The following is a 22,474-nucleotide window of genomic DNA, read 5'->3' on the forward strand; positions in this document are numbered from 1 at the left end:
GGCCGGGCATTTAATGCCCGGCCGTTTTTTTGTGGGCTGCTACAAATAACGCTGCAGGCGTCGAGCCCGGCCAGTGTCAATGTCACAGCCGTCGGTTAAAACCGAACCGCTCCGACTGCTCCGGCAGGCGATTCACAGGATTCTGGGGCAAACCCGTGGCCTTGACAGCGCTATAACGTAAATACCCGGTAAAGAACCTTTTCATAACCGTGCGCACTGCTTATCTTTCAGCCTCCTGATAATAAGCGCTCGCCGCCCAATGGTTGATCATTCAATGCAATCGTCTGTTTCCCACAAATCTCGTCGCTGGCTGTTTGGCCTGCTGGTCCTGCTGATCGTTGTTGCCCTGTGCTGGTGGCTGTGGCCATCCGCCTCGAAAAAGGCAGCCACTGCTCAGCCCGCCGGGCACACCAGCAAGTCGGGGATGATGCGTCCCGGATTTGGCGGTTCGACCCTGGCGGTGCCGGTTCGGGTGGCGGACGTGACGCGGGGTGACTTTGCGGTCTACTACAAGGCACTGGGTACGGTGACCGCGCTCAACACCATTAATGTACGCAGCCGGGTGGCAGGGGAGCTGGTCAAGGTCTATTTCAAGGAAGGCCAGATGGTCAAGGCTGGCGAACTGTTGGCCGAAATCGATCCGCGCAGCTATCAGAACGCCTTGCTGCAAGCCGAAGGCACGCTGTTGCAGAATCAGGCCCAGTTGAAGAATGCCCAGGTCGATGTACAGCGCTATCGCGGCCTGTACGCTGAAGACAGTATCGCCAAGCAGACCCTGGACACCGCCGAGGCACTGGTCAGCCAGTATCAGGGTACGGTCAAGACCAATCAGGCAGCGGTCAACGACGCCAAGCTCAATCTTGAATTCACCAAGATTCGCGCCCCGATCACCGGTCGTGTGGGCTTGCGCCAACTGGACGTCGGTAACCTGGTGGCAGCCAACGACACCACGGCGCTGGTGGTGATCACCCAGACCGAGCCGATTGTGGTCAGCTTCACCTTGCCCGAGAAGGACCTTGCACTGGTGCTTGAGCGTTATCGCAGCGGCGCCAGATTGCCGGTACAGGCCTGGAACCGCGGCGACACCCAGGAACTGGCGACAGGGGTGCTGAGCAGTATCGACAACCAGATTGATATCACCACCGGCACCCTGAAATTCAAGGCCCTGTTCGATAACCGTGATCAGGTGTTGTTCCCCAATCAGTTCGTTAATGTGCACCTGCTGGCCGACACCCTGAAAAACGTGATCCTGGCCCCGACCGCAGCGATTCAGTACGGCACCAACGGTTCGTTCGTCTATGCGATGGACGGCGACAAGAAGGTCAAGATTCGCAGCATCAAGGTCGGTGTCACCGATGGCGATGTGACGGTGATCGAAGAAGGTCTTGAGCCCGGCGACCGTGTAGTGCTTGAAGGCACTGACCGCCTGCGTGATGGCGGCGCGGTGGAAGTGGTCAACGACAGCGCCGAGGTGCCGGCAACCCCGGCGCAACATCTGCAAGGCGGGCCTGAAGCCGATGCAACGGCCGATGGCAAGGTCAAGGGCAAGGCGCACGAATGAATCTGTCGCGGCTGTTTATCCTGCGCCCGGTCGCAACCACGCTCTGCATGCTCGCCATCGTGTTGTCCGGGATCATCGCCTATCGCCTGCTGCCGGTATCGGCCTTGCCCCAGGTCGATTATCCGACCATCCGCGTGATGACGCTGTATCCCGGCGCGAGCCCGGATGTCATGACCAGTGCGGTGACCGCACCGCTTGAGCGTCAGTTCGGGCAGATGCCGGGCCTGACGCAAATGGCTTCCACCAGTTCCGGCGGTGCTTCGGTGCTGACCCTGCGCTTTAATCTCGACATCAATATGGATGTCGCCGAGCAGCAGGTGCAGGCCGCGATCAATGCCGCCAGCAACCTGTTGCCCAAGGATTTGCCGGCGCCACCGGTGTACAACAAGGTCAACCCGGCCGACACCCCGGTACTGACGCTGGCGATCACCTCCAAAACCATGCTGTTGCCCAAACTCAATGATCTGGTCGACACCCGCATGGCGCAAAAAATCGCCCAGATCAGCGGCGTCGGCATGGTCAGCATTGCCGGTGGTCAACGTCAGGCGGTGCGGATCAAGGTCAACCCCGAAGCGTTGGCCGCCAACGGCTTGAACCTGGCGGATGTGCGCACCCTGATCGGCGCGTCCAACGTCAACCAGCCCAAGGGCAACTTTGACGGCCCGACCCGGGTGTCGATGCTGGACGCCAACGACCAGTTGAAGACCCCCCAGGAATACGCCGAGCTGATCCTCGCCTACAACAACGGCGCGCCGTTGCGGCTCAAGGATGTGGCGGAAATTGTCGATGGCGCCGAGAACGAGCGTCTCGCCGCCTGGGCCAATGAAAATCAGGCCGTATTGCTGAACATTCAGCGCCAGCCGGGAGCCAACGTGATTGAGGTGGTGGACCGGATCAAGGCACTGCTGCCAAGCATCACCGACAACCTGCCGGCCGGTATCGACGTCACTGTTCTCACCGACCGCACCCAGACCATCCGTGCCTCGGTGCGCGATGTGCAGTTTGAATTGCTGATCGCCATCGCGCTGGTGGTGATGGTGACGTTCCTGTTTCTGCGCCGTGCCAGCGCTACCCTGATCCCTTCGATTGCCGTGCCGCTGTCGTTGGTGGGCACCTTTGGGGTCATGTACCTGGCCGGATTTTCCATCAACAACCTGACGTTGATGGCCCTGACCATCGCCACCGGTTTTGTGGTCGACGACGCCATCGTGATGCTGGAAAACATCTCGCGCTATATCGAAGAGGGCGACAGTCCGATGCAGGCGGCGCTCAAGGGTGCCAAGCAAATCGGTTTTACCCTGATCTCGTTGACCCTGTCGCTGATCGCCGTACTGATTCCGCTGCTGTTCATGGCTGACGTGGTGGGGCGCCTGTTCCGCGAGTTTGCGATCACCCTGGCTGTGGCGATTCTGCTGTCGCTGGTGGTCTCGCTGACGCTCACGCCCATGATGTGTGCGCGTCTGCTCAAAGCCGAGCCCAAGGAAGAAGAACAGGGGCGTTTCTATCGCGCCAGCGGCGCCTTCATCGACTGGATGATCGCCCGCTACGCCAGCATGTTGCAGTGGGTGCTCAAGCATCAGCCACTGACCCTGCTGGTGGCCATCGGCACTCTGGCGCTGACGGTCGTGCTGTATATGGTGGTGCCCAAGGGCTTCTTCCCGGTGCAGGACACCGGGGTGATCCAGGGTATCTCCGAAGCGCCGCAGTCCATCTCGTTCAGTGCCATGAGCCAGCGTCAGCAAGAGTTGGCTCGGATCATTCTGCAGGACCCTGATGTCGAGAGCCTGTCGTCCTACATCGGGGTGGACGGCGATAACCCGACCCTCAATAGCGGGCGCATGCTGATCAACCTCAAGCCCCATAGCGAGCGCAGCGAAAGTGCCTCGCAAGTGATCGAGCGCCTGCAACCGCAGCTCGACCAGTTGGTGGGTATTCGCCTGTACATGCAGCCGGTGCAGGACCTGACCATCGAAGACCGCGTCAGCCGTACGCAATACCAGTTCAGCCTGTCCTCGCCGGATGCCGAGATGCTCAGCACCTGGAGCCAGAAACTGGTGACGGCGCTGAACAATCAGCCCGAGTTGACCGATGTGGCCAGCGACCTGCAGGACAAGGGCCTGCAGGTGTACCTGATGATTGACCGCGATGCGGCTTCACGCCTTGGGGTGTCGGTGGCCAACATCACCGATGCCCTGTACGACGCTTTCGGTCAGCGGCAGATTTCCACCATTTATACCCAGGCCAGCCAGTACCGCGTGGTGCTGCAAGCCCGGGACGGCGAGAAAATCGGCCCCCAGGCGCTGGAGCAGATCCACGTCAAAACCACCGATGGCGGCCAGGTGCGGCTGTCGAGCCTGGCCAAGGTCGAAGAGCGTCAGGCGCAACTGGCGATCTCCCATATCGGCCAGTTCCCTTCGGTGATGGTGTCGTTCAACCTCGCGCCCGGGGTGGCCCTGGGGCAAGCGGTCGAGTTGATCGATCAGGTGCAGAAGGACATCGGCATGCCGGTGGGGGTGAAGACCGAGTTCCAGGGCGCAGCCCAGGCCTTCCAGGCTTCGTTGTCGAGCACCTTGCTGCTGATTCTGGCGGCGGTGGTGACCATGTACATCGTGCTTGGCGTGCTGTACGAGAGCTATATCCACCCGATCACCATCCTCTCGACCTTGCCCTCGGCGGCAGTAGGAGCCTTGCTGGCCTTGATCCTGAGCGGCAATGATCTGGGGATGATTGCGATCATTGGCATCATCTTGCTGATCGGTATCGTGAAAAAGAACGCGATCATGATGATCGACTTCGCCCTCGACGCCGAACGCAATCAGGGCATGGCCCCCGAGCAAGCGATCTATCAGGCGGCACTGCTGCGCTTCCGGCCGATCCTGATGACGACTCTGGCGGCGCTGTTCGGCGCCATACCGCTGATGCTGGCCACCGGCTCGGGCGCTGAATTGCGTCAGCCTTTGGGGCTGGTAATGGTCGGCGGTCTGCTGGTGAGCCAGGTACTGACCCTGTTTACCACTCCGGTGATCTATCTGTACTTCGATCGCCTGGGCCGCCGCTGGCGGGGTGATGCGGCTGCGCCCGAGCAGGCGTCGCTATGAACCTGTCCGGTCCGTTCATCAAGCGTCCCGTCGCGACCATGCTCCTGAGCCTGGCGATCATGTTGCTGGGCGGGGTGAGTTTCGGCTTGCTGCCGGTGTCGCCGCTGCCGCAGATGGATTTCCCGGTGATCGTGGTCTCGGCCAGTTTGCCGGGTGCCAGCCCCGAGGTGATGGCATCCACCGTGGCTACCCCGCTGGAGCGTTCCTTCGGCGCGATTGCCGGGATCAACACCATGAGCAGCCGCTCGAGCCAGGGTTCTACCCGGGTCATCCTGCAGTTCGATCAGGACCGCGATATCAACGGCGCCGCCCGTGAGGTGCAGGCGGCGATCAACGCTTCGCGCAACCTGTTGCCCAGCGGCATGAAAAGCATGCCGACCTACAAAAAGGTCAACCCGTCCCAGGCACCGATCATGGTGCTGTCGCTGACCTCCGACGTGCTGTCCAAGGGCGAGCTGTACGACCTGGCCTCCACCATCCTGTCCCAGAGCCTGTCCCAGGTCCCGGGGGTAGGTGAAGTGCAGATCGGCGGCAGCTCGCTGCCGGCGGTGCGCATCGAACTGGAGCCGCAACTGCTCAACCAGTACGGCGTGGCCCTGGACGACGTGCGCAATACCATTGCCAACGCCAACGTGCGCCGGCCCAAGGGCGCGGTGTCCGATGGCGATCGCAACTGGCAGATCCAGGCCAACGACCAGCTGGAAAAGGCCAAGGACTACGAGCCGCTGATCATTCGCTACCAGGACGGCGCGGCCTTGCGCCTGAGCCATGTGGCCAAGGTTCAGGACAGCGTTGAAGACCGCTACAACAGTGGCTTTTTCAACAACGATGCGGCCGTATTGCTGGTGGTCAACCGCCAGGCCGGGGCCAACATCATCGAGACCGTGAACGCGATCAAGGCCCAACTGCCGGCGCTGCAGGCGGTGTTGCCGGCCAGCGTCAAACTGAACCTGGCCATGGACCGCTCGCCGGTGATCAAGGCCACCCTGCACGAAGCCGAAATGACCCTGCTGATTGCCGTGGCGCTGGTGATTCTGGTGGTGTTCCTGTTTCTGGGTAACTTCCGGGCGTCACTGATCCCGACCTTGGCGGTGCCGGTATCGCTGGTGGGCACCTTTGCCATCATGTACCTGTACGGCTTCTCGCTGAACAACCTGTCGCTGATGGCGCTGATTCTGGCCACCGGGCTGGTGGTGGACGATGCCATCGTGGTGCTGGAGAACATCTCGCGGCATATCGATGCCGGTATTGCGCCGATGAAAGCGGCGATGCTGGGGGCCAGGGAAGTCGGTTTTACCCTGCTGTCGATGAACGTTTCACTGGTGGCGGTATTTCTCTCGATCCTGTTTATGGGGGGGATTGTCGAAAGCCTGTTCCGTGAATTTTCCATCACCCTGGCGGCCTCGATCGTGGTGTCGCTGGTGGTGTCGCTGACCCTCACCCCGATGCTCTGCGCGCGCTGGCTCAAGCCCCATGTGCCGGGTACCGAGAACGCCATGCAACGCTGGAGCATGGGCCTTAACGAGCGCATGGTCGCCGGCTATGCCCGCAGCCTGGACTGGGTATTGCGCCACAAGCGCCTGACCCTGTTGAGCCTGCTGGTGACCATTGGCGTCAACGTGGCGCTGTACGTGGTGGTGCCCAAGACCTTCATGCCGCAACAGGACACCGGGCAGTTGATCGGCTTTGTCCGCGGTGACGACGGCCTGTCATTCAGCGTGATGCAGCCGAAGATGGAAATCTTCCGCAAGGCAGTGCTGGCCGATCCGGCGGTGGAGAGTGTTGCCGGCTTTATTGGCGGCAATGGCGGCACCAACAACGCAATCATGATCGTGCGCCTCAAGCCTATTTCCGAGCGCAGGATTTCGGCGCAGAAGGTCATTGAACGCCTGCGTGAAACCATGCCCAAAGTACCCGGCGGGCGCCTGATGCTGATGGCCGACCAGGATCTGCAGTTTGGCGGCGGACGCGAGCAAACCAGTTCGCAGTACTCCTACATCCTGCAAAGCGGTGACCTTGGTGAACTGCGCATCTGGTACCCGAAAGTGGTGGCTGCGCTCAAGGCCCTGCCCGAACTGACGGCCATCGACGCCCGTGAAGGACGGGGCGCACAGCAGGTAACGCTGGTGGTAGACCGCGATCAGGCCAAGCGCCTGGGGGTGGACATGGACATGGTCACCGCCGTGCTCAACAACGCCTACAGCCAGCGGCAGATTTCCACTATCTACGACAGCCTGAACCAGTATCAGGTGGTGATGGAGGTCAATCCCAAGTACGCCCAGGACCCGCAAACCCTGGAGCAGGTGCAAGTGATCACTGCCGAAGGCCAGCGCATCCCGTTGTCGGCCATTGCCCATTACGAGAACAGTCTGCAGGACGACCGGGTGGAGCATGAAGGCCAGTTTGCCTCGGAGACCGTTTCCTTTGACATGGCCCCCGGGGTATCGACCGAGCAGGGCACCGCCGCGATTGAGCGGGCCATTGCCAAGCTGGGCCTGCCCGAAGACGTGATTGCCAAAATGGCCGGCACCGGCGATGCCTTTGCCGCCACCCAAAAGAGTCAGCCGTTCATGATTCTCGGTGCGCTGCTGGCGGTGTATCTGGTGCTGGGGATTCTCTATGAGAGTTATATCCACCCCTTGACCATTCTCTCGACCCTGCCCTCGGCCGGGGTCGGCGCCTTGCTGAGCATCTACCTCACGGGGGGCGAGTTCAGCCTGATTTCCCTGCTGGGTCTGTTCCTGCTGATCGGGGTGGTGAAGAAAAACGCGATCTTGATGATCGACCTCGCGCTGCAACTGGAGCGGACCGCCGGGTTCAGCCCCGAGGCGTCAATTCGCAGCGCTTACCTGCAACGTTTGCGCCCGATCCTGATGACCACCCTGGCGGCCATCCTGGGGGCCGTGCCCCTCATGCTGAGCACAGCCGAAGGGGCAGAAATGCGTCAGCCCCTGGGCCTGACCATTATCGGCGGGCTGATCTTCAGCCAGATCCTGACCCTTTACACCACCCCGGTGGTTTACCTCTATCTTGACCGCGCACGCCATCGTTTCAACAAATGGCGTGGCGTGCGCACTGATGCTGCTCTGGACACTCCGCTATGACTTCTCGTTTGCTTAAACTCGCTCCGCTGCTGTTATCTGGCTTGTTGCTCAGCGCCTGTGCAATAGGTCCGGACTACCAGCGTCCCGAATCGGCGGCAGCAGCGGATTACAAAGAGGCTGCCGGCTGGACCCGGGCCAACCCCAGCGATGCGCTGGCCCGTGGTGCCTGGTGGGAGCTGTATGGCGATGCGCAGCTCAATGGCCTGGTGGAGAAACTCAACAGCAGCAACCAGACAGTGGCCCAGTCCGAGGCCCAGTTCCGTCAGGCCCAGGCCCTGGTGCGCAGCGCCCGTGGGGCCTTTCTGCCAAGCGCCGACTTGAGCGTGGGCAAAACCCGCTCCAGCCAGGGCACCGGTAGCTCCAACTCCAGCCTGACCAGTTCCAGCAGCGGCATTCGCGACACCTTGAACGCCCAGGTGGGGGTCAGCTGGGAAGCCGATGTCTGGGGCAAATTGCGTCGCGGGCTGGAAGCCAACGAAGCCAGTGCCGAGGCCAGCCTGGCCGACCTGGCCGCCATGCGTTTGAGCCAACAGTCGGAGCTGGTGCAGAACTACCTGCAACTGCGGGTGATCGATGAGCAAAAACGCCTGCTGCAAGCCACGGTCGAGGCTTATCAGCGTTCGTTGAAAATGAGCGAAAACCAGTACAAGGCCGGGATTTCCGGCAAGGACGCCGTGGCCCAGGCGCAAACCCAGTTGCGTAACACCCAGGCCAACATGATCGACCTGATCTGGCAGCGGGCGCAATTCGAGAACGCCATTGCCGTGCTGACCGGGCAGGCGCCTTCCGGATTCAGCCTGGCTGAAACCACAACCGTTCCGGCGCTGCCGCAAATCCCGCTGAGCCTGCCTTCGCAGTTACTGGAGCGGCGTCCGGACATCGCCTCGGCGGAGCGCTCGATCATTGCCGCCAACGCCAATATCGGGGTGGCCAAAGCCGCTTACTATCCCGACTTCAGCCTGAGCCTGCAGGGCGGTTACAGCAGCAGTCAGTATCAGGACTGGATCAGCGTACCGAACCGTTTCTGGTCGGTCGGGCCAAAAGTCTCTTTGCCGCTGTTCGATGGTGGCCAGCGTTCGGCCGAGGTTGACCGTAACGAGGCGCTGTATGACCAGACCGTGGCCAAATACCGCCAGACCGTGCTCGATGGCTTGCGCGAAGTGGAAAACTACCTGGTGCAGCTGAAGGTGCTGGGGGATGAGGCCGTGGTCCAGGAGCAGGCACTGGAGTCGGCCCGCGAGTCGTTACGCCTGACCAGCAACCAGTACAAGGCCGGCCTGATCGCTTACCTGGACGTTGTGGTGGTCCAGGCCACTGCCCTGAACACCGAGCGTAACGTGCTCAACTTGCGACAAAGCCGCCTGATCGCCAGCGTCAAACTGATTGCCGCACTGGGTGGTGGCTGGGACGGCAATACCGATTTAAGCCAGGACCGCTAATCAGCCTGAACCTTGCAGCAGCGAGGCACCGGCCCTAATAAAAGGTAAACCGGTCCTTGCCGCTGTGCTTGGACACATACAGCGCCTTGTCCGCCTTGGCCAGGGCCTGGTTCAGGCTGTCATCGTCTTCGACCCGGGTCAGCCCGATGCTGACGGTCACCGGGTAAGGGTGCGGGTCTACGCGCACTAGCCGGCACAACTCGTCCATCAACGCCTCGACATCGCTGCGCCGCACACCCGCCAGGTACACCGCGAACTCCTCGCCGCCCAGCCGCGCATACTCATGGTCGGCCATCACCGCCTGGATGCTGGCTGCAGTGCGCTTGAGCACCTCATCGCCAATATCATGGCCGTAAAGATCATTCACCTTCTTGAAGTTGTCGATGTCGATCATCGCCAGGTAGTGATCCTGCTCCCGTGGCCGGGTCGCCAATACATTGCCGGCCTGGGTCATGAAGGAGCGGCGATTGGGAATCTCGGTCAAGGGGTCAATGTAGGCCTGGCTCACCAGCAGTCTGAACATGGTGAAGTTGTAGAGCTTGATTTTGCGCAACTTGAAAAAGTTGTAGATCGTCAGGCTGCTGAGAAAGGCCAGATAGCACAGGATCAGGGTGCCCCGCAGATCGGTGACCGACACTTGAGTCATCAGGAAAGGGTTGAGGGTCAGCCAGGTGATGGCCACCACTGCGATAAACCCCCGCTGGCCCAGCGGCATCACGGAGGCGCCGTAGAGGATGCTGGAGCAGGCCAGAATCAGCCAGATCGGCTGGGCATCGGCCGGCAGGCCAAAAATGATCAGGCGGATACCGATGGCAATCACTGCCACGAACAGGGCATTGAGTATGTCGAAATGCCAGGACTTGCGAATGAAACCCAGAATGATGGTGAGCACCACCAGGGTGCTCAGAAACAGGATGGACAGGGCGGTGAACCCCTGGCGGCCCTTGATGCTGACGATCAGGTTGAACAACAGCCACATGAAGATACTTGCGCTGAAGGTGAGGCGGCAGAAGTTACGCAGTTTTTCGAAGTCATGTTGGGCGAATTCAGCTCGCAAGGCGTGGGGCGCCGCTTGCTTGGAAATCTCTTTTTCAATGGTCTTGAGCATGGCGGCCTTGATCAGGATCAACCGACGGGATTCGGGCCACCTGTGGGACTGTGCCAAGGGGGCCTCTACGTCCGGGCCGGCAGACACTCTGACAGTGGCTGCACCCGGGCGCTGCACGGATAACCCTAGCAGGAGTTTCGGGCATCAGTGCAACGGCCGGGGCGCTTGCGTCTGGCGGTTAACGGGCCTGGGCGAGCACCTCACCGATACTGCGCCGGCGTGCATAGTGCTCGCTGGCGCGGATCAGCTGTTCAAGGTCTTCGGGGGTCACGTCAATGAACGCATCCATTTGCTCCAGGGCTTGTTGCAAGTCCTGGGCGGTAATGCCCGGGTCGCCCGCGACCTGGGGGGCGACCGGGTTCGGCTCCGGGGTTTTTTTCGGGTAGCGCACCCGGGTCAGATTGTTATAGGCCAGTGCTGCCACCAGCATGCACGCCGCCGCGAGCATTACCGGCGCCAGCAGGCCCCAGCCCAGGCTGGCGCTGTCCGGATCTGCCAGGACCACCAGCAAGGCCAGCGCCCCGGCGGGCGGGTGCAGGCAGCGCAACAGGCACATGACAATCAGCGCCAGGCCTACCGCCAGGCAGGCGCTGTCCAGATTGCGCCCAAAGAAGTGCGCCACCGCCAATGACACCAGGGTTGCACAGAGGTAGCCGCCCATAATCGACCAGGGTTGCGCCAGCGCCCCTGAAGACACGGCAAACAGCAGAACCGCACTGGCCCCCAGCGGGCCAATCAAATGCATGGCCACCGGCAGGCCGAAAAACAGGCTGCAGACCCAGACACTCAAGAGCGTGCCAAGGGATACGCCAATGGCGGCGCGGCTCCATTCGGTGGGACGGGTATTGGTGGCCGCAGGCAATAGGCGGCTGATCCAGCGGGTATGCATGGTGAGGAAAATCCGGGGGTTGGCGATTGAAAGGATAAAAAAAGGGCTGTGCGGGTTTCCCGGCAAGCCCTTGAAAATGTCCCTTCATTTGGGGGAGGAACGGGAGCAGTGTGCAACAGCTGGTAACAGTCCGCAAATTCATAATAATGCTGATTAACTGCATTAATTTTGATGTTTGGAGCTGTTTGTCCTAGTCGTCAAAGCCCACTTGCTCGTGGATTTCATCCACTTTGAGTTCCAGCCGGTAGGCCACGGCAATAAACAGGGCCTGGCACAGGCACAGGGTTGCGCTCAACGAGCGAAACGCGAACGAACTGCCCTCATTGACCAGCAGCACGCTGTTGGCGCGTTTGGCCAGCGGTGACAGGTTGCTGTCGGTGATGATCAGGGTTTTGGCCTGATGCAACTGGGCAATGCGCAGGCAATGCTGGGTTTCCTTGCCATAGGGGGTAAAGCTGATGGCAATCACCAGGTCGTTGGCCCGCACGCTGCGCATTTGCTCGCGATAACTGCCCCCCAGCCCGGACACCAGATGAATGCGCTTGTTGGTGTGCTGCAGGTTGTACACCAGGTAGTCGGCCACGGCGAAAGAGCGGCGCACCCCCACCACATAGATATTGTCAGCGTTGACCACCAGGTCCACGGCCTTGTCGAAGGACTGGTCATCCAGTTCCAGCCCCAGACGTTCGATACCCGAGAGGGTCGCGTTGATGCACTCACGGGCCAGATCGCCGCCGCTGGCTTTTTGCGACTTGTTGGCAATCATGCTGCGAATACGTTGCTGGTAATTCTGCGCCGGCGTGGCCTTGTGGGTGTAGGCCTCGCGAAACAGCGCCTGCATTTCACTGAAACCACTGAAACCGAAGCGTTGCGAGAAGCGCACGATGGCCGAAGGGTGGACTTCGCACTCGCGGGCAATATCACTGATCCGGTCAACCATGATCCGGTCGCTTTGCTGGCTCATATAGCTGGCAATACGTTTGAGCTGACGCGGCAGGCTCTCGTATTCCTCGGTAATGAGCTGCAACAGGCGTTCGGCATTGATCGGTGGGCCGGCCTGTTCGCTCTCTGGCGTTTGCTCGATCGGTGCCGGCTGATCAGGGGAGGGCATAGGGAGTCCTTATGGATGGCTCTTCAGGTCATGGGGCAGTTTAGCCTGCAAAGTCTACAGGGTAGGTGCGCAATAAATCCTGACCGGCCGTTCAAAGACCCTGTGGCTGAATCGTTACAGGGTCGAAAATTGATCCCTTTGGATCAATATGGAACAAAAATTCTACATTAAAAAATTATGGAATAAATATTGTTTATTGTGTCCGGACGTTTTAGTCTTCATCTCACAAAGAGCGCTCAACCTTCGGGGTGATGAGTGCAGGCTGATAAAAATAACAGGAGCCAGCATGGGACAGACTCGTTTTGCCACAGGGCGTGATTTGGATTTGATCTGCCTTGGACGCCTGGGCGTCGACCTCTACTCGCAGCAAGTCGGCGCGCGGCTGGAGGATGTCAGCAGCTTTGCCAAATACCTGGGTGGCTCATCGGCCAACATTGCCTTTGGTACTGCGCGCCTGGGCTTGCGCTCGGCCATGCTGAGCCGGGTGGGGGATGACCATATGGGGCGCTTTCTCACCGAGTCACTGGCTCGTGAAGGCTGTGACGTCAGCGCCATCACTGTTGATCCGCAGCGTCTGACCGCCCTGGTGCTGCTGGGCCTTAAAGACCGCGAAACCTTCCCGCTGGTGTTCTACCGCGAAAATTGCGCCGACATGGCGTTGCGCGCAGAAGACATCGACCCGGCCTTCATAGCCTCGAGCAAGGCCCTGCTGATTACCGGTACCCATTTCTCCACCGAAGGCGTGTATCAGGCCAGCGTCCAGGCGCTGGAATACGCCGAACAGCACAACGTCAAACGTATTCTGGATATCGATTACCGGCCGGTGCTTTGGGGCCTGGCGGGCAAGGCCGATGGCGAAACACGCTTTGTCGAAGACAGCAAAGTCACCGCCCACGTGCAATCGATCCTGCCGCGCTTCGACCTGATCGTGGGCACTGAAGAAGAATTTCTGATTGCCGGCGGCGGCACCGACCTGCTGGCGGCATTGCGTGCGGTACGGGCGCTGACCGCAGCAACGCTGGTGGTCAAGCTCGGTTCCCAGGGCTGTACGGTGATCCAGGGCCAGATCCCGGCCCGGCTTGAAGACGGTGCCATTTATCCCGGCGTGCGGGTTGAGGTACTGAATGTGCTGGGGGCCGGGGATGCATTTATGTCCGGTTTCCTCAGCGGCTGGCTCAAGGATGCCAGCGATGAGCGCTGCAGCCAGCTGGCCAATGCCTGCGGCGGCCTGGTGGTGTCGCGCCATGCCTGTGCTCCGGCGATGCCGACGCCTGCCGAACTCGACTACCTGTTCAGTAGCCCGGTGCCGATCACCCGCCCGGATCAGGACGTGGCATTACAGCGCTTGCACCGGGTCAGTGTGCCGCGCAAGCAGTGGAAACAACTGTTTGTGTTCGCCTTCGATCACCGCTGGCAGCTGGTTGAAGTGGCCCAGCAGTATGGCCGCGATCACAACAGTATCTGCGCGCTCAAACAGCTGTTTATTCGCGCGGTCGAGCGGGTTGAAACTGACCTGCGGCGTCAGGGCATCGACGCCGATGTCGGGTTGCTGGCCGACCAGCGTTTTGCCCAGGACTCACTGAATGCCGCCACCGGTCGCGGCTGGTGGATTGCCCGCCCGGTAGAGGTCCAGGGTTCACGGCCACTGGCCTTTGAGCATGGTCGCTCGATTGGCAGCAACCTGATTGGCTGGCCCGAGGAACACATCATCAAGTGTCTGGTGCAGTTTCACCCCGACGACGAGCCGCTGCTGCGCCTGGAGCAGGAAGCGCAGATCAAGGGGCTGTATGAGGCATCCCTGGTCAGCGGCCATGAACTGTTGCTGGAGATCATCCCGCCCAAGGATCACCCTTCGACTCATCCCGATGTGCTGTACCGCGCGTTGAAGCGCTTGTACAACCTGGGGATTTACCCGGCCTGGTGGAAAATCGAGGCCCAGACGCCAGAGGTCTGGGAGCAGCTTGATGCGCTGATTCAGGAGCGCGACCCCTATTGCCGGGGCGTGGTGCTGCTGGGCCTGAATGCCCCGGCACAAGCACTGGCAGAAGGTTTCCGCCAGGCACGTCACAGCAGCACCTGCCGCGGTTTTGCCGTGGGCCGCACGATCTTCCAGGAGCCAAGCCGTGCCTGGTTGGCGGGGGAGATCAATGATCAAACATTGATTGAACAGGTGCAGGGCACGTTTGTGCAGCTTATCGAATCCTGGCAAGCGGCCCGCCGCTAACCCGGTTTCTGTATCTGTCCTTGTATCGGCACCTGTATCTACATCGGCACCTGTACCTGTACCTGTACCTGTATCTGCATCTGCGCATATATCTGCATCTGCATCTGTAGGAGCGAGCTTGCTCGCGAGCTCTTCAAGATCAAAAGCTCGCGAGCAAGCTCGCTCCTACAGGTTCAGGTCCAGGTCCAGAGCTCCAGGTTCAGGTTCAGAGGTTCAGAGGTTCAGAGGTCCAGATTCAGATTCAGGTTCAGGTTCAGGTTCAGATTCAGGTTCAGGTTCAGGTTCAGGTTCATAGGTCCAGATCCAGCTTCAGGCACAGGTTCAAGTACAGCCGCAGGGTGCTGTTTAATTCAGAAAACAATAATAGGTGCAGCCATGCCCGCTATTCGTATTGGCATCAACCCGATTTCCTGGAGTAACGATGACTTGCCGTCATTGGGCGGCGAGACGCCATTGAGCACGGCGCTCAGTGAAGGCAAGCAAATCGGTTACGAGGGTTTCGAACTCAACGGCAAATTCCCCAAGGACGCCAAGGGCGTCGGCGATGTGCTGCGTCCCTACGATCTGGCACTGGTCTCGGGCTGGTATTCCAGCCGCCTGGCCCGGCGCTCGGCGGCCGAGGAGATCGACGCAATCGCCAGTCACGTGCAGTTGCTGGCCGAAAACGGAGCCAAGGTGCTGGTCTATGGCGAAGTCGCCGACTCGATCCAGGGCCAGCGCATTCCATTGGTCGAGCGCCCGCGCTTTCACACCGAACAGGCGTGGCAAGCCTATGCCGACAAGCTCAATGAACTGGCACAGTTCACCCTGTCCCAGGGCGTGCGCCTGGCTTATCACCATCACATGGGCGCCTATGTAGAGTCGCCGTCGGACATCGACACCCTGATGAGCCTGACCGGCCCCGAAGTGGGTCTGCTGTTCGACGCCGGCCATTGCTACATGGGCGGTGGCGAGCCGCTCGAGGTGTTGCGCAAACATATTGACCGCGTCTGCCACGTGCACTTCAAGGATGTGCGCAAGGCCGTGGTGCAACTGGCACGCAACAACCTGTGGAGCTTCCCGGACTGCATCATCAACGGCACCTTCACCGTGCCCGGCGATGGCGACATTGATTTCGCGGCATTGCTCGATGTGTTGCTGGCTGCCGATTACCACGGCTGGCTGGTGGTTGAAGCCGAACAGGACCCGGCCGTGGCGCCGAGTTTTGCCTATGCGCAAAAGGGTTATCAAACCCTGCGCGGCCTGCTGGATGCGAGGACCGGAAAATGAGCTTGCTGATCAAGAGTCAGGCCACGGGTAAAACCATGGTCGAACTGCCACAGGGGGCGCTGGAGTACGTGGGTTTTAGCGCTTATCGCCTGGCCGCCGGCGAACATCTGCCGGTCAGCGCCGGCGATCAGGAGCTGTGCCTGGTGCTGCTCAGCGGGCGGGTCACCATCAGTGGCGAAGAGCCGGGCAAGGGCGCTTTCAGTTGGGCCGATATTGGCGATCGCGACTCGGTATTCGAGGACAAATCGCCGTTCGCTGCCTACCTGCCGCCAGGCAGTCAGGCCCGGGTACTGGCCTTGGGCGAGGTGCAAATCGCTGTCTGTGCCGCACCGGGTTCGGCCACCGCCGGGCTGGGTGCACGTCTGATCAAACCCGAGGCCATGAAGCGCAGCGTGCGCGGCAAAGGCGCCAATACCCGCTATGTCTGCGACATTCTGCCCGACACCGAGCCTGCGCATTCGCTGCTGGTGGTGGAGGTGCGTACCCCGTCCGGGCACTCGTCCAGCTATCCACCGCACAAACACGACACCGACGATCTGCCGCACCAGAGCTTTCTCGAAGAAACCTATTACCACCGGATCAACCCGCCCCAGGGCTTCGTGTTCCAGCGGGTCTACACCGATGACCGCAGCCTCGATCAGGCCATGGCAGTGGAGAACAGCGACCTGGTGGTGGTGCCCAAGGGCTACCACCCGGTCAGCGTGCCCTATGGCTATGAATCCTATTACCTCAACGTCATGGCCGGTCCCAAACGCGTCTGGCAATTTCACAACGACCCGCAGCACAGCTGGCTGATGGATCTTTAACGTTTTCGGAGAACAATAATGAGCACTACCCCGGTTATCGGTCACTACCTCAACGGCCAGCTCCAGGACACAGGCGGCGAGCGTTTCAGCGACGTATTCAATCCAGCCACCGGCGCCGTGCAGGCACGGGTGGCACTGGCCAGCCAGCACACCGTAGACGAGGCCGTGGCTTCGGCACTCAAGGCTTTCCCGGCCTGGTCCGAACAGTCGTCCTTGCGCCGGTCGCGGGTGATGTTCAAGTTCAAGCAACTGCTCGACGAACACCATGATGAGCTGGCTGAAATCATCTGCCGCGAACACGGCAAGGTGTTTTCCGATGCCAAGGGCGAAGTGACCCGCGGCATTGAAATTGTTGAATATGCCTGCGGTGCGCCGGCTCTGCTGAAAACCGATTTCAGCGACAACATCGGTGGCGGTATCGATAACTGGAACCTGCGCCAGCCCCTGGGCGTGTGCGCCGGGGTCACCCCGTTCAACTTCCCGGTCATGGTGCCGCTGTGGATGATTCCGCTGGCGCTGGTCACCGGCAACTGCTTCATCCTCAAGCCTTCGGAGCGTGATCCGTCAGCCAGCCTGCTGATGGCGCGCCTGCTGACTGAGGCCGGCCTGCCGGATGGTGTATTCAACGTGGTGCAAGGCGACAAGAGCGCGGTCGATGCGCTGTTGCAGCATCCGCACATCGAAGCCATGTCGTTTGTCGGCTCCACGCCGATTGCCGAGTACATCTATCAGCAGGGCACCGCGCGTGGCAAACGGGTTCAGGCATTGGGCGGGGCAAAGAACCACATGATCGTGATGCCCGATGCCGATCTGGATCAGGCGGCGGATGCACTGATCGGTGCGGCTTACGGCTCGGCAGGGGAGCGTTGCATGGCGATCTCGATTGCCGTGACCGTGGGTGATGTGGCCGACAAATTGATCGAAAAACTGCTACCGCGCATCGACCGGCTCAAGGTCGGCAATGGCTTGCAGCCGGACAGCGAAATGGGGCCGCTGGTGACCGCTGAGCACAAGGCCAAGGTCATCGGTTTCATCGATCAGGGCGTGGCCCAGGGCGCACAGTTGATTGTCGACGGTCGCGACCTGATAGTGCCGGGCGCAGAGCAGGGGTTCTTTGTTGGCGCCACCCTGTTCGACCAGGTCACCCCTGAGATGAGTATCTACCAGCAAGAGATTTTCGGCCCGGTGCTGGGGATTGTCCGGGTGCCTGACTTTGCCAGTGCCGTGGCGTTGATCAATGCCCATGAATTCGGCAACGGCGTGTCCTGCTTCACCAGCGACGGCGGCGTGGCCCGGGCCTTTGCCCGCACGATCAAGGTCGGCATGGTGGGCATCAATGTGCCGATTCCGGTGCCGATGGCCTGGCATTCATTTGGGGGCTGGAAACGTTCGTTGTTTGGTGATCACCACGCCTACGGCGAAGAAGGTATCCGCTTCTACAGCCGTTACAAAAGCGTGATGCAGCGCTGGCCGGACAGCATCGCCAAGGGTCCGGAATTCAGCATGCCGACGGCCAAATAGCCAACCCCACAACCCCCCACCTGACCTGCAGGAGCGAGCTTGCTCCTGCAGCGGGCAGCAAGTAGTCGGGACAGGTATTTTTTCAGGGTGAAAACATGAGTACGACACGACTGACCATGGCCCAGGCCCTGGTGAAATTTCTCGATAACCAATACGTAGAAGTGGATGGGGTCGAGAGCAAGTTTATCGCCGGGATTTTCACCATTTTTGGTCACGGCAACGTGTTGGGGCTGGGCCAGGCGCTGGAGCAGGACAGCGGCGATCTGGTGGTGCATCAAGGCCGCAACGAGCAGGGCATGGCCCATGCCGCCATCGGCTTCGCCAAGCAGAACCTGCGACGCAAGATTTACGCCTGCACCTCGTCGGTCGGCCCCGGGGCTGCCAATATGCTCACCGCCGCGGCCACTGCCACCGCCAACCGGATCCCGTTGCTGCTGCTGCCGGGCGATGTCTATGCCAGCCGTCAGCCTGACCCGGTACTGCAGCAGATCGAGCAGTTCCACGACCTGAGCATCAGCACCAACGATGCATTCAAGGCCGTGAGTAAATACTGGGATCGCATCAACCGTCCCGAGCAGTTGATGAGCGCGGCCATCCAGGCCATGCGCGTGCTCACCGACCCGGCTGAAACCGGCGCCGTCACCCTGGCCCTGCCACAGGACGTTCAGGCCGAAGCCTACGATTACCCGGATTACTTCCTGCAAAAACGCGTGCACCGCATCGACCGTCGCTTGCCGACCCCGGCGATGCTGGCCGACGCCCAGGCCATCGTTGCGCGTAAACGCAAGCCGCTGATCATCTGCGGGGGCGGGGTCAAGTACTCCGCAGCCAACGCAGCCCTGCAGGCCTTTGCCGAGCGCTTTGATATTCCGTTCGCCGAAACCCAGGCCGGCAAAAGCGCGATTGTCTCGGCGCACCCGCTGAACGTCGGCGGGATCGGCGAGACCGGTTGCCTGGCCGCCAACTTGCTGGCCGCACAAGCCGATCTGATCATCGGCATCGGCACCCGCTATACCGACTTCACCACCTCGTCGAAATCCTTGTTTCAGCACCCGGAGGTGGAGTTTCTCAACCTCAATATCAGCCCTTGCGATGCCCTGAAACTCGATGGCGTGCAAGTGCTGGCCGATGCCCGGGCCGCGCTGCAAGCCCTGGGCGAGATCCTCGGGCAACAGGGCTATCGCTCAGACTGGGGTGATGCCCCCGAATTGGCCAGGGCGCAACTGGACGCGGAAGTCGACCGTGTTTATCAGGTCGACTATCAGCAGCCGGACTTCGCCCCCGAGATCACTGACCACCTTGACCCGGCGGTGCTGCGCGAGTTTATCGAGCTGACCGGTTCATGCCTGACCCAAAGCCAGGTGCTGGGCGTGCTCAACCACAGCCTGGCCGACGACGCGGTGATCGTGGCCGCGGCAGGCAGTCTGCCCGGTGACCTGCAGCGGGCCTGGCGCAGCAAGGGGGTCAACACCTATCACCTGGAATACGGCTACTCGTGCATGGGCTACGAAGTCAACGCGGCGCTGGGGGTCAAGCTCGCAGAACCCGGGCGTGAGGTCTACGCGCTGGTGGGCGACGGTTCCTACATGATGCTGCACTCCGAGCTGCCGACCTCGATTCAGGAGCGGCGCAAGATCAACGTGGTGCTGTTCGACAACATGACCTTCGGCTGCATCAACAACTTGCAGATGGGCAACGGGATGGACAGCTTCGGCACCGAATTCCGTTATCGCAATGCGCAAACCGGCAAGCTCGACGGTGGTTTTGTGCCGGTGGACTTCGCCATGAGCGCGGCGGCCTACGGTTGCAAAACCTACAAGGTCAGCACCCTTGAACAGTTGCATATGGCACTGGCCGATGCACGTTTGCAAACGGTCTCGACCCTGATCGACATCAAGGTGCTGCCCAAAACCATGATCCACAGCTACCTGACCTGGTGGCGCGTGGGTGTGGCCCAGGTGTCCACCAGCCCGCGGACCGATGCGGCGGCACAAAAGCTCAACCTCGCACTTTCCAAAGCCCGGCAGTACTGATCGCAAACCTCTGACAAAAAATCCAACAGGAGCAGGCATATGTCGTTGAACACTAATTCCCTGAAGCTTGGCGTGATCGGTACCGGCGCCATCGGTCGTGACCATATCCGTCGGTGCAGCCAGACCTTGCTCAACAGCCAGGTGGTGGCCGTCACCGATATCAATCTGCTGCAAGCCGCCCAGGTGGTGGCTGATCTGGGGCTGAGCGCCGAGGTGTACCCGGACGGGCATGCCCTGATCAATGCACCGGAAGTCGATGCGGTGTTGGTGACATCCTGGGGGCCAAGCCATGAAGAGTTTGTGCTGGCCGCGATCAAGGCCGGCAAGCCGGTGTTCTGCGAGAAGCCGTTGGCAGTGACGGCCGCCGGCTGCCGGGCCATCGTTGATGCAGAAGTTGCCCATGGCAAGCGTCTGGTCCAGGTCGGCTTCATGCGTCCGTATGACGAGGGCTACCGCGCACTCAAAGCCGTGATCGACAGCGGCCAGATCGGCGAGCCGTTGATGCTGCACTGCGCGCACCGCAACCCGACGGTGGGCGAGAACTACAAGACAGACATGGCGATCACCGACACCCTGATCCATGAACTGGACGTGCTGCGCTGGTTGCTGGATGACGACTACGTTTCGGTGCAAGTGGTGTTCCCGCGCAAGACCAGCAAAGCCCTGGCCCATCTCAAAGACCCGCAAATCGTGCTGCTGGAAACGGCCAAGGGCACGCGGATCGATGTTGAGGTGTTTGTTAACTGCCAGTACGGCTATGACATTCAGTGCGAAGTGGTGGGCGAGACCGGGATTGCCAAACTTCCGGAGCCGTCGCAAGTGCAACTGCGCAGCGGCGCCAAGCTGTCCAACGCCATTTTGATGGACTGGAAAGACCGTTTCATCGGCGCCTACGACGTTGAGTTGCAAGCGTTCATCGACGCCGTGCGTGCAGGCCGGGTAGGCGGCCCCTCGGCATGGGACGGTTTTGCTGCTGCGGTGGCAGCCGATGCCTGCATCGAAGCGCAGCAGAGCGGGGCAATCGTCAAAGTGCAGTTGCCGGAGCGCCCGGGGTTTTACGGCCCACACGCCCAATAAACCAAATACCAGAAAAACCTGCAGGAGCGAGCTTGCCTCGCGAGTTCTTCAAGATCAAAAGCTCGCGAGGCGAGCTCGCTCCTGCAGGAGACAGGTTCGCCCGGGTACATGGAGGCTTTATGCGTATTGGACTTGTCGGTTTTGGCCACGGTGGCCGTTTTTTTCATGCTCCGCTGATTGCCAGTTTGCCCGGCATCACGTTCGCCGGGGTTGTTACCCGCTCGCCTGAGCGGCGCCGCTTGTTGGCCAGCGAATACCCCGGGGTCAAGGCCTGGGACAGCCTGGGCCAGATGGTCGAAGCCGGGGTTGATCTACTGGTGATTTCTACCCCGCTGCAAGGCCGCCCGGAGCTGGTCATGCAGGCCATCGAGCTGGGTGTGCCGGTGGTCAGTGACAAGCCTTTCGCCGCCGATACCCATCAGGCCGAACAATTAGTGGCCGCAGCTCAACGTCAGAACGTGCTGTTGAGCGTGTATCAAAACCGGCGCTGGGACTCGGATTTTCTGACCATCCGCAAATTGCTGGATGCCGCTGCCCTGGGCCAGGTCACCCGCTTTGAATCATTCGTTGAGCGCTTTGCTCCCGATTCGGTGGGGGATGTCAGCGGCGGTGGCTGGCTGCGGGATCTGGGCAGCCATCTGGTTGACCAGGCGCTGCAGCTGTTCGGCCCGGTGCAGACGGTTTACGCCGAACTGGCCGATAGCCCCGGGCACCCCGGCATCGATCACACTTTCTTCATCGCCCTGACCCATGCCAATGGCGTGGTTTCCCACATCGGTGGCAGTTGCCTGCAAAGCAGTCCACGCCCCAGGTTTCGGGTGACCGGCAGCCTGGGCAGCTACAGCGTTGAAGGCTTTGACGGACAAGAGGCGGCAGTGCTCGCCGGGTTGTCGCCCAAAACCGAAGGTGAGCGTTGGGGCGCCGAAGAGCATCGGCGCTGGGGCTGGTTCGAGCAGGGGGCCGAGCGTGAGCGGGTACCCACCGAACATGGCCGCTGGCAGCAGTTTTATCTGCAAATGATCGACGCGGTAAAACACCAGGGGGCAGTGCCGGTGGACCCGCAGGATGCGTTGCAAGCCCTGCGGGTGCTGGACGCGGCACGCCTGAGTGCCGAGCGCAGGCAAGTCATCCGGCTCGATCAGGCAAGCTAAAATAGAATTATTTTTTTAATAAATTCTAAATACGGTTGATATAGAAATTATTTTCCAATAGAGTCAATTCCAGGTCAGCGAGA

14 protein-coding genes are annotated in these 22,474 nt (G+C 60.7%); 11 read left to right on the top strand and 3 right to left on the bottom strand.

What is annotated here, in order from left to right:
• Positions 1-259: 259 nt before the first annotated feature.
• Genes JQ845_RS08585 through JQ845_RS08600 form a run of 4 tightly spaced genes read left to right on the top strand, consistent with a single transcriptional unit; the run spans position 260 to position 9,202 of the window.
• Positions 260-1,561: an MdtA/MuxA family multidrug efflux RND transporter periplasmic adaptor subunit gene (locus JQ845_RS08585; protein ID WP_029612455.1), complete on the top strand. Its 1,302-nt coding sequence runs from the start codon at positions 260-262 to the stop codon at positions 1,559-1,561.
• Positions 1,558-4,659: an MdtB/MuxB family multidrug efflux RND transporter permease subunit gene (locus JQ845_RS08590; protein WP_003447603.1), complete on the top strand. Its 3,102-nt coding sequence runs from the start codon at positions 1,558-1,560 to the stop codon at positions 4,657-4,659. The genes JQ845_RS08585 and JQ845_RS08590 overlap by 4 nt, the downstream gene beginning before the upstream one ends.
• Positions 4,656-7,763 carry an efflux RND transporter permease subunit gene (locus JQ845_RS08595; RefSeq protein ID WP_203008879.1) on the top strand — a complete coding sequence of 1,036 codons (3,108 nt, stop codon included), beginning with the start codon at positions 4,656-4,658 and terminating at the stop codon, positions 7,761-7,763. Before JQ845_RS08590 ends, JQ845_RS08595 begins: the two co-directional genes overlap by 4 nt.
• The gene (locus JQ845_RS08600) at positions 7,760-9,202 is read left to right on the top strand and encodes an efflux transporter outer membrane subunit (protein ID WP_010656083.1); all 1,443 of its coding nucleotides are present in this window, start codon (positions 7,760-7,762) and stop codon (positions 9,200-9,202) included. Before JQ845_RS08595 ends, JQ845_RS08600 begins: the two co-directional genes overlap by 4 nt.
• Before the next feature lie 34 nt (positions 9,203-9,236).
• Here JQ845_RS08600 and JQ845_RS08605 read toward each other — a convergent pair whose 3' ends face one another.
• The 3 genes from JQ845_RS08605 to JQ845_RS08615 form a co-directional block, all read right to left on the bottom strand.
• Positions 9,237-10,310 (bottom strand): GGDEF domain-containing protein, encoded by a 1,074-nt coding sequence (locus JQ845_RS08605; RefSeq protein ID WP_203008911.1) that lies wholly within the window; start codon positions 10,308-10,310, stop codon positions 9,237-9,239.
• Between the two features lie 178 nt (positions 10,311-10,488).
• On the bottom strand, positions 10,489-11,199 hold the full coding sequence (locus JQ845_RS08610; RefSeq protein ID WP_203008880.1) for an HPP family protein: 711 nt from the start codon (positions 11,197-11,199) through the stop codon (positions 10,489-10,491).
• Between the two features lie 190 nt (positions 11,200-11,389).
• A complete protein-coding gene (locus JQ845_RS08615; RefSeq protein WP_003447610.1) occupies positions 11,390-12,310 on the bottom strand; it encodes a MurR/RpiR family transcriptional regulator in 921 nt (306 codons plus the stop codon).
• A 286-nt stretch (positions 12,311-12,596) separates the two neighbouring features.
• Here JQ845_RS08615 and JQ845_RS08620 point away from each other — a divergent pair, with 286 nt between their 5' ends.
• The 7 genes from JQ845_RS08620 (at position 12,597) to JQ845_RS08650 (ending at position 22,391) form a co-directional block, all read left to right on the top strand.
• Positions 12,597-14,534 (top strand): bifunctional 5-dehydro-2-deoxygluconokinase/5-dehydro-2-deoxyphosphogluconate aldolase, encoded by a 1,938-nt coding sequence (locus JQ845_RS08620; protein WP_161719659.1) that lies wholly within the window; start codon positions 12,597-12,599, stop codon positions 14,532-14,534.
• A gap of 375 nt (positions 14,535-14,909) precedes the next feature.
• Complete coding sequence (gene iolE / locus JQ845_RS08625) at positions 14,910-15,803, top strand: myo-inosose-2 dehydratase (protein ID WP_203008881.1); 894 nt, start codon at positions 14,910-14,912, stop codon at positions 15,801-15,803.
• On the top strand, positions 15,800-16,609 hold the full coding sequence (gene iolB / locus JQ845_RS08630; RefSeq protein ID WP_010656080.1) for a 5-deoxy-glucuronate isomerase: 810 nt from the start codon (positions 15,800-15,802) through the stop codon (positions 16,607-16,609). The genes iolE and iolB overlap by 4 nt, the downstream gene beginning before the upstream one ends.
• An 18-nt stretch (positions 16,610-16,627) precedes the next feature.
• On the top strand, positions 16,628-18,130 hold the full coding sequence (locus JQ845_RS08635; protein WP_127196710.1) for a CoA-acylating methylmalonate-semialdehyde dehydrogenase: 1,503 nt from the start codon (positions 16,628-16,630) through the stop codon (positions 18,128-18,130).
• A gap of 95 nt (positions 18,131-18,225) precedes the next feature.
• Positions 18,226-20,163, top strand: a complete 1,938-nt coding sequence (gene iolD, locus JQ845_RS08640) for a 3D-(3,5/4)-trihydroxycyclohexane-1,2-dione acylhydrolase (decyclizing) (protein ID WP_003447622.1) — start codon at positions 18,226-18,228, stop codon at positions 20,161-20,163.
• A 39-nt stretch (positions 20,164-20,202) separates the two neighbouring features.
• Positions 20,203-21,240: a bifunctional inositol 2-dehydrogenase/D-chiro-inositol 1-dehydrogenase gene (gene iolG / locus JQ845_RS08645; RefSeq protein WP_003447624.1), complete on the top strand. Its 1,038-nt coding sequence runs from the start codon at positions 20,203-20,205 to the stop codon at positions 21,238-21,240.
• Positions 21,241-21,359: 119 nt separating this feature from the next.
• On the top strand, positions 21,360-22,391 hold the full coding sequence (locus JQ845_RS08650; RefSeq protein WP_203008882.1) for a Gfo/Idh/MocA family protein: 1,032 nt from the start codon (positions 21,360-21,362) through the stop codon (positions 22,389-22,391).
• Positions 22,392-22,474 lie beyond the last annotated feature (83 nt).

The organism is Pseudomonas paraversuta, from assembly GCF_904063065.1.
Classification (GTDB): domain Bacteria; phylum Pseudomonadota; class Gammaproteobacteria; order Pseudomonadales; family Pseudomonadaceae; genus Aquipseudomonas; species Aquipseudomonas paraversuta.

Bases quoted from the DNA above. Each gene is read 5' to 3' on its own strand.
- JQ845_RS08600 (WP_010656083.1), top strand. From the start codon at position 7,760: ATGACTTCTCGTTTGCTTAAACTCGCTCCGCTGCTGTTATCTGGCTTG.
- JQ845_RS08620 (WP_161719659.1), top strand. From the start codon at position 12,597: ATGGGACAGACTCGTTTTGCCACAGGGCGTGATTTGGATTTGATCTGC.
- JQ845_RS08610 (WP_203008880.1), bottom strand. From the start codon at position 11,199: ATGCATACCCGCTGGATCAGCCGCCTATTGCCTGCGGCCACCAATACC.
- iolB (WP_010656080.1), top strand. From the start codon at position 15,800: ATGAGCTTGCTGATCAAGAGTCAGGCCACGGGTAAAACCATGGTCGAA.
- JQ845_RS08635 (WP_127196710.1), top strand. From the start codon at position 16,628: ATGAGCACTACCCCGGTTATCGGTCACTACCTCAACGGCCAGCTCCAG.
- iolD (WP_003447622.1), top strand. From the start codon at position 18,226: ATGAGTACGACACGACTGACCATGGCCCAGGCCCTGGTGAAATTTCTC.
- JQ845_RS08605 (WP_203008911.1), bottom strand. From the start codon at position 10,310: ATGCTCAAGACCATTGAAAAAGAGATTTCCAAGCAAGCGGCGCCCCAC.
- iolG (WP_003447624.1), top strand. From the start codon at position 20,203: ATGTCGTTGAACACTAATTCCCTGAAGCTTGGCGTGATCGGTACCGGC.
- JQ845_RS08590 (WP_003447603.1), top strand. From the start codon at position 1,558: ATGAATCTGTCGCGGCTGTTTATCCTGCGCCCGGTCGCAACCACGCTC.
- JQ845_RS08650 (WP_203008882.1), top strand. From the start codon at position 21,360: ATGCGTATTGGACTTGTCGGTTTTGGCCACGGTGGCCGTTTTTTTCAT.
- JQ845_RS08595 (WP_203008879.1), top strand. From the start codon at position 4,656: ATGAACCTGTCCGGTCCGTTCATCAAGCGTCCCGTCGCGACCATGCTC.
- JQ845_RS08615 (WP_003447610.1), bottom strand. From the start codon at position 12,310: ATGCCCTCCCCTGATCAGCCGGCACCGATCGAGCAAACGCCAGAGAGC.
- iolE (WP_203008881.1), top strand. From the start codon at position 14,910: ATGCCCGCTATTCGTATTGGCATCAACCCGATTTCCTGGAGTAACGAT.
- JQ845_RS08585 (WP_029612455.1), top strand. From the start codon at position 260: ATGGTTGATCATTCAATGCAATCGTCTGTTTCCCACAAATCTCGTCGC.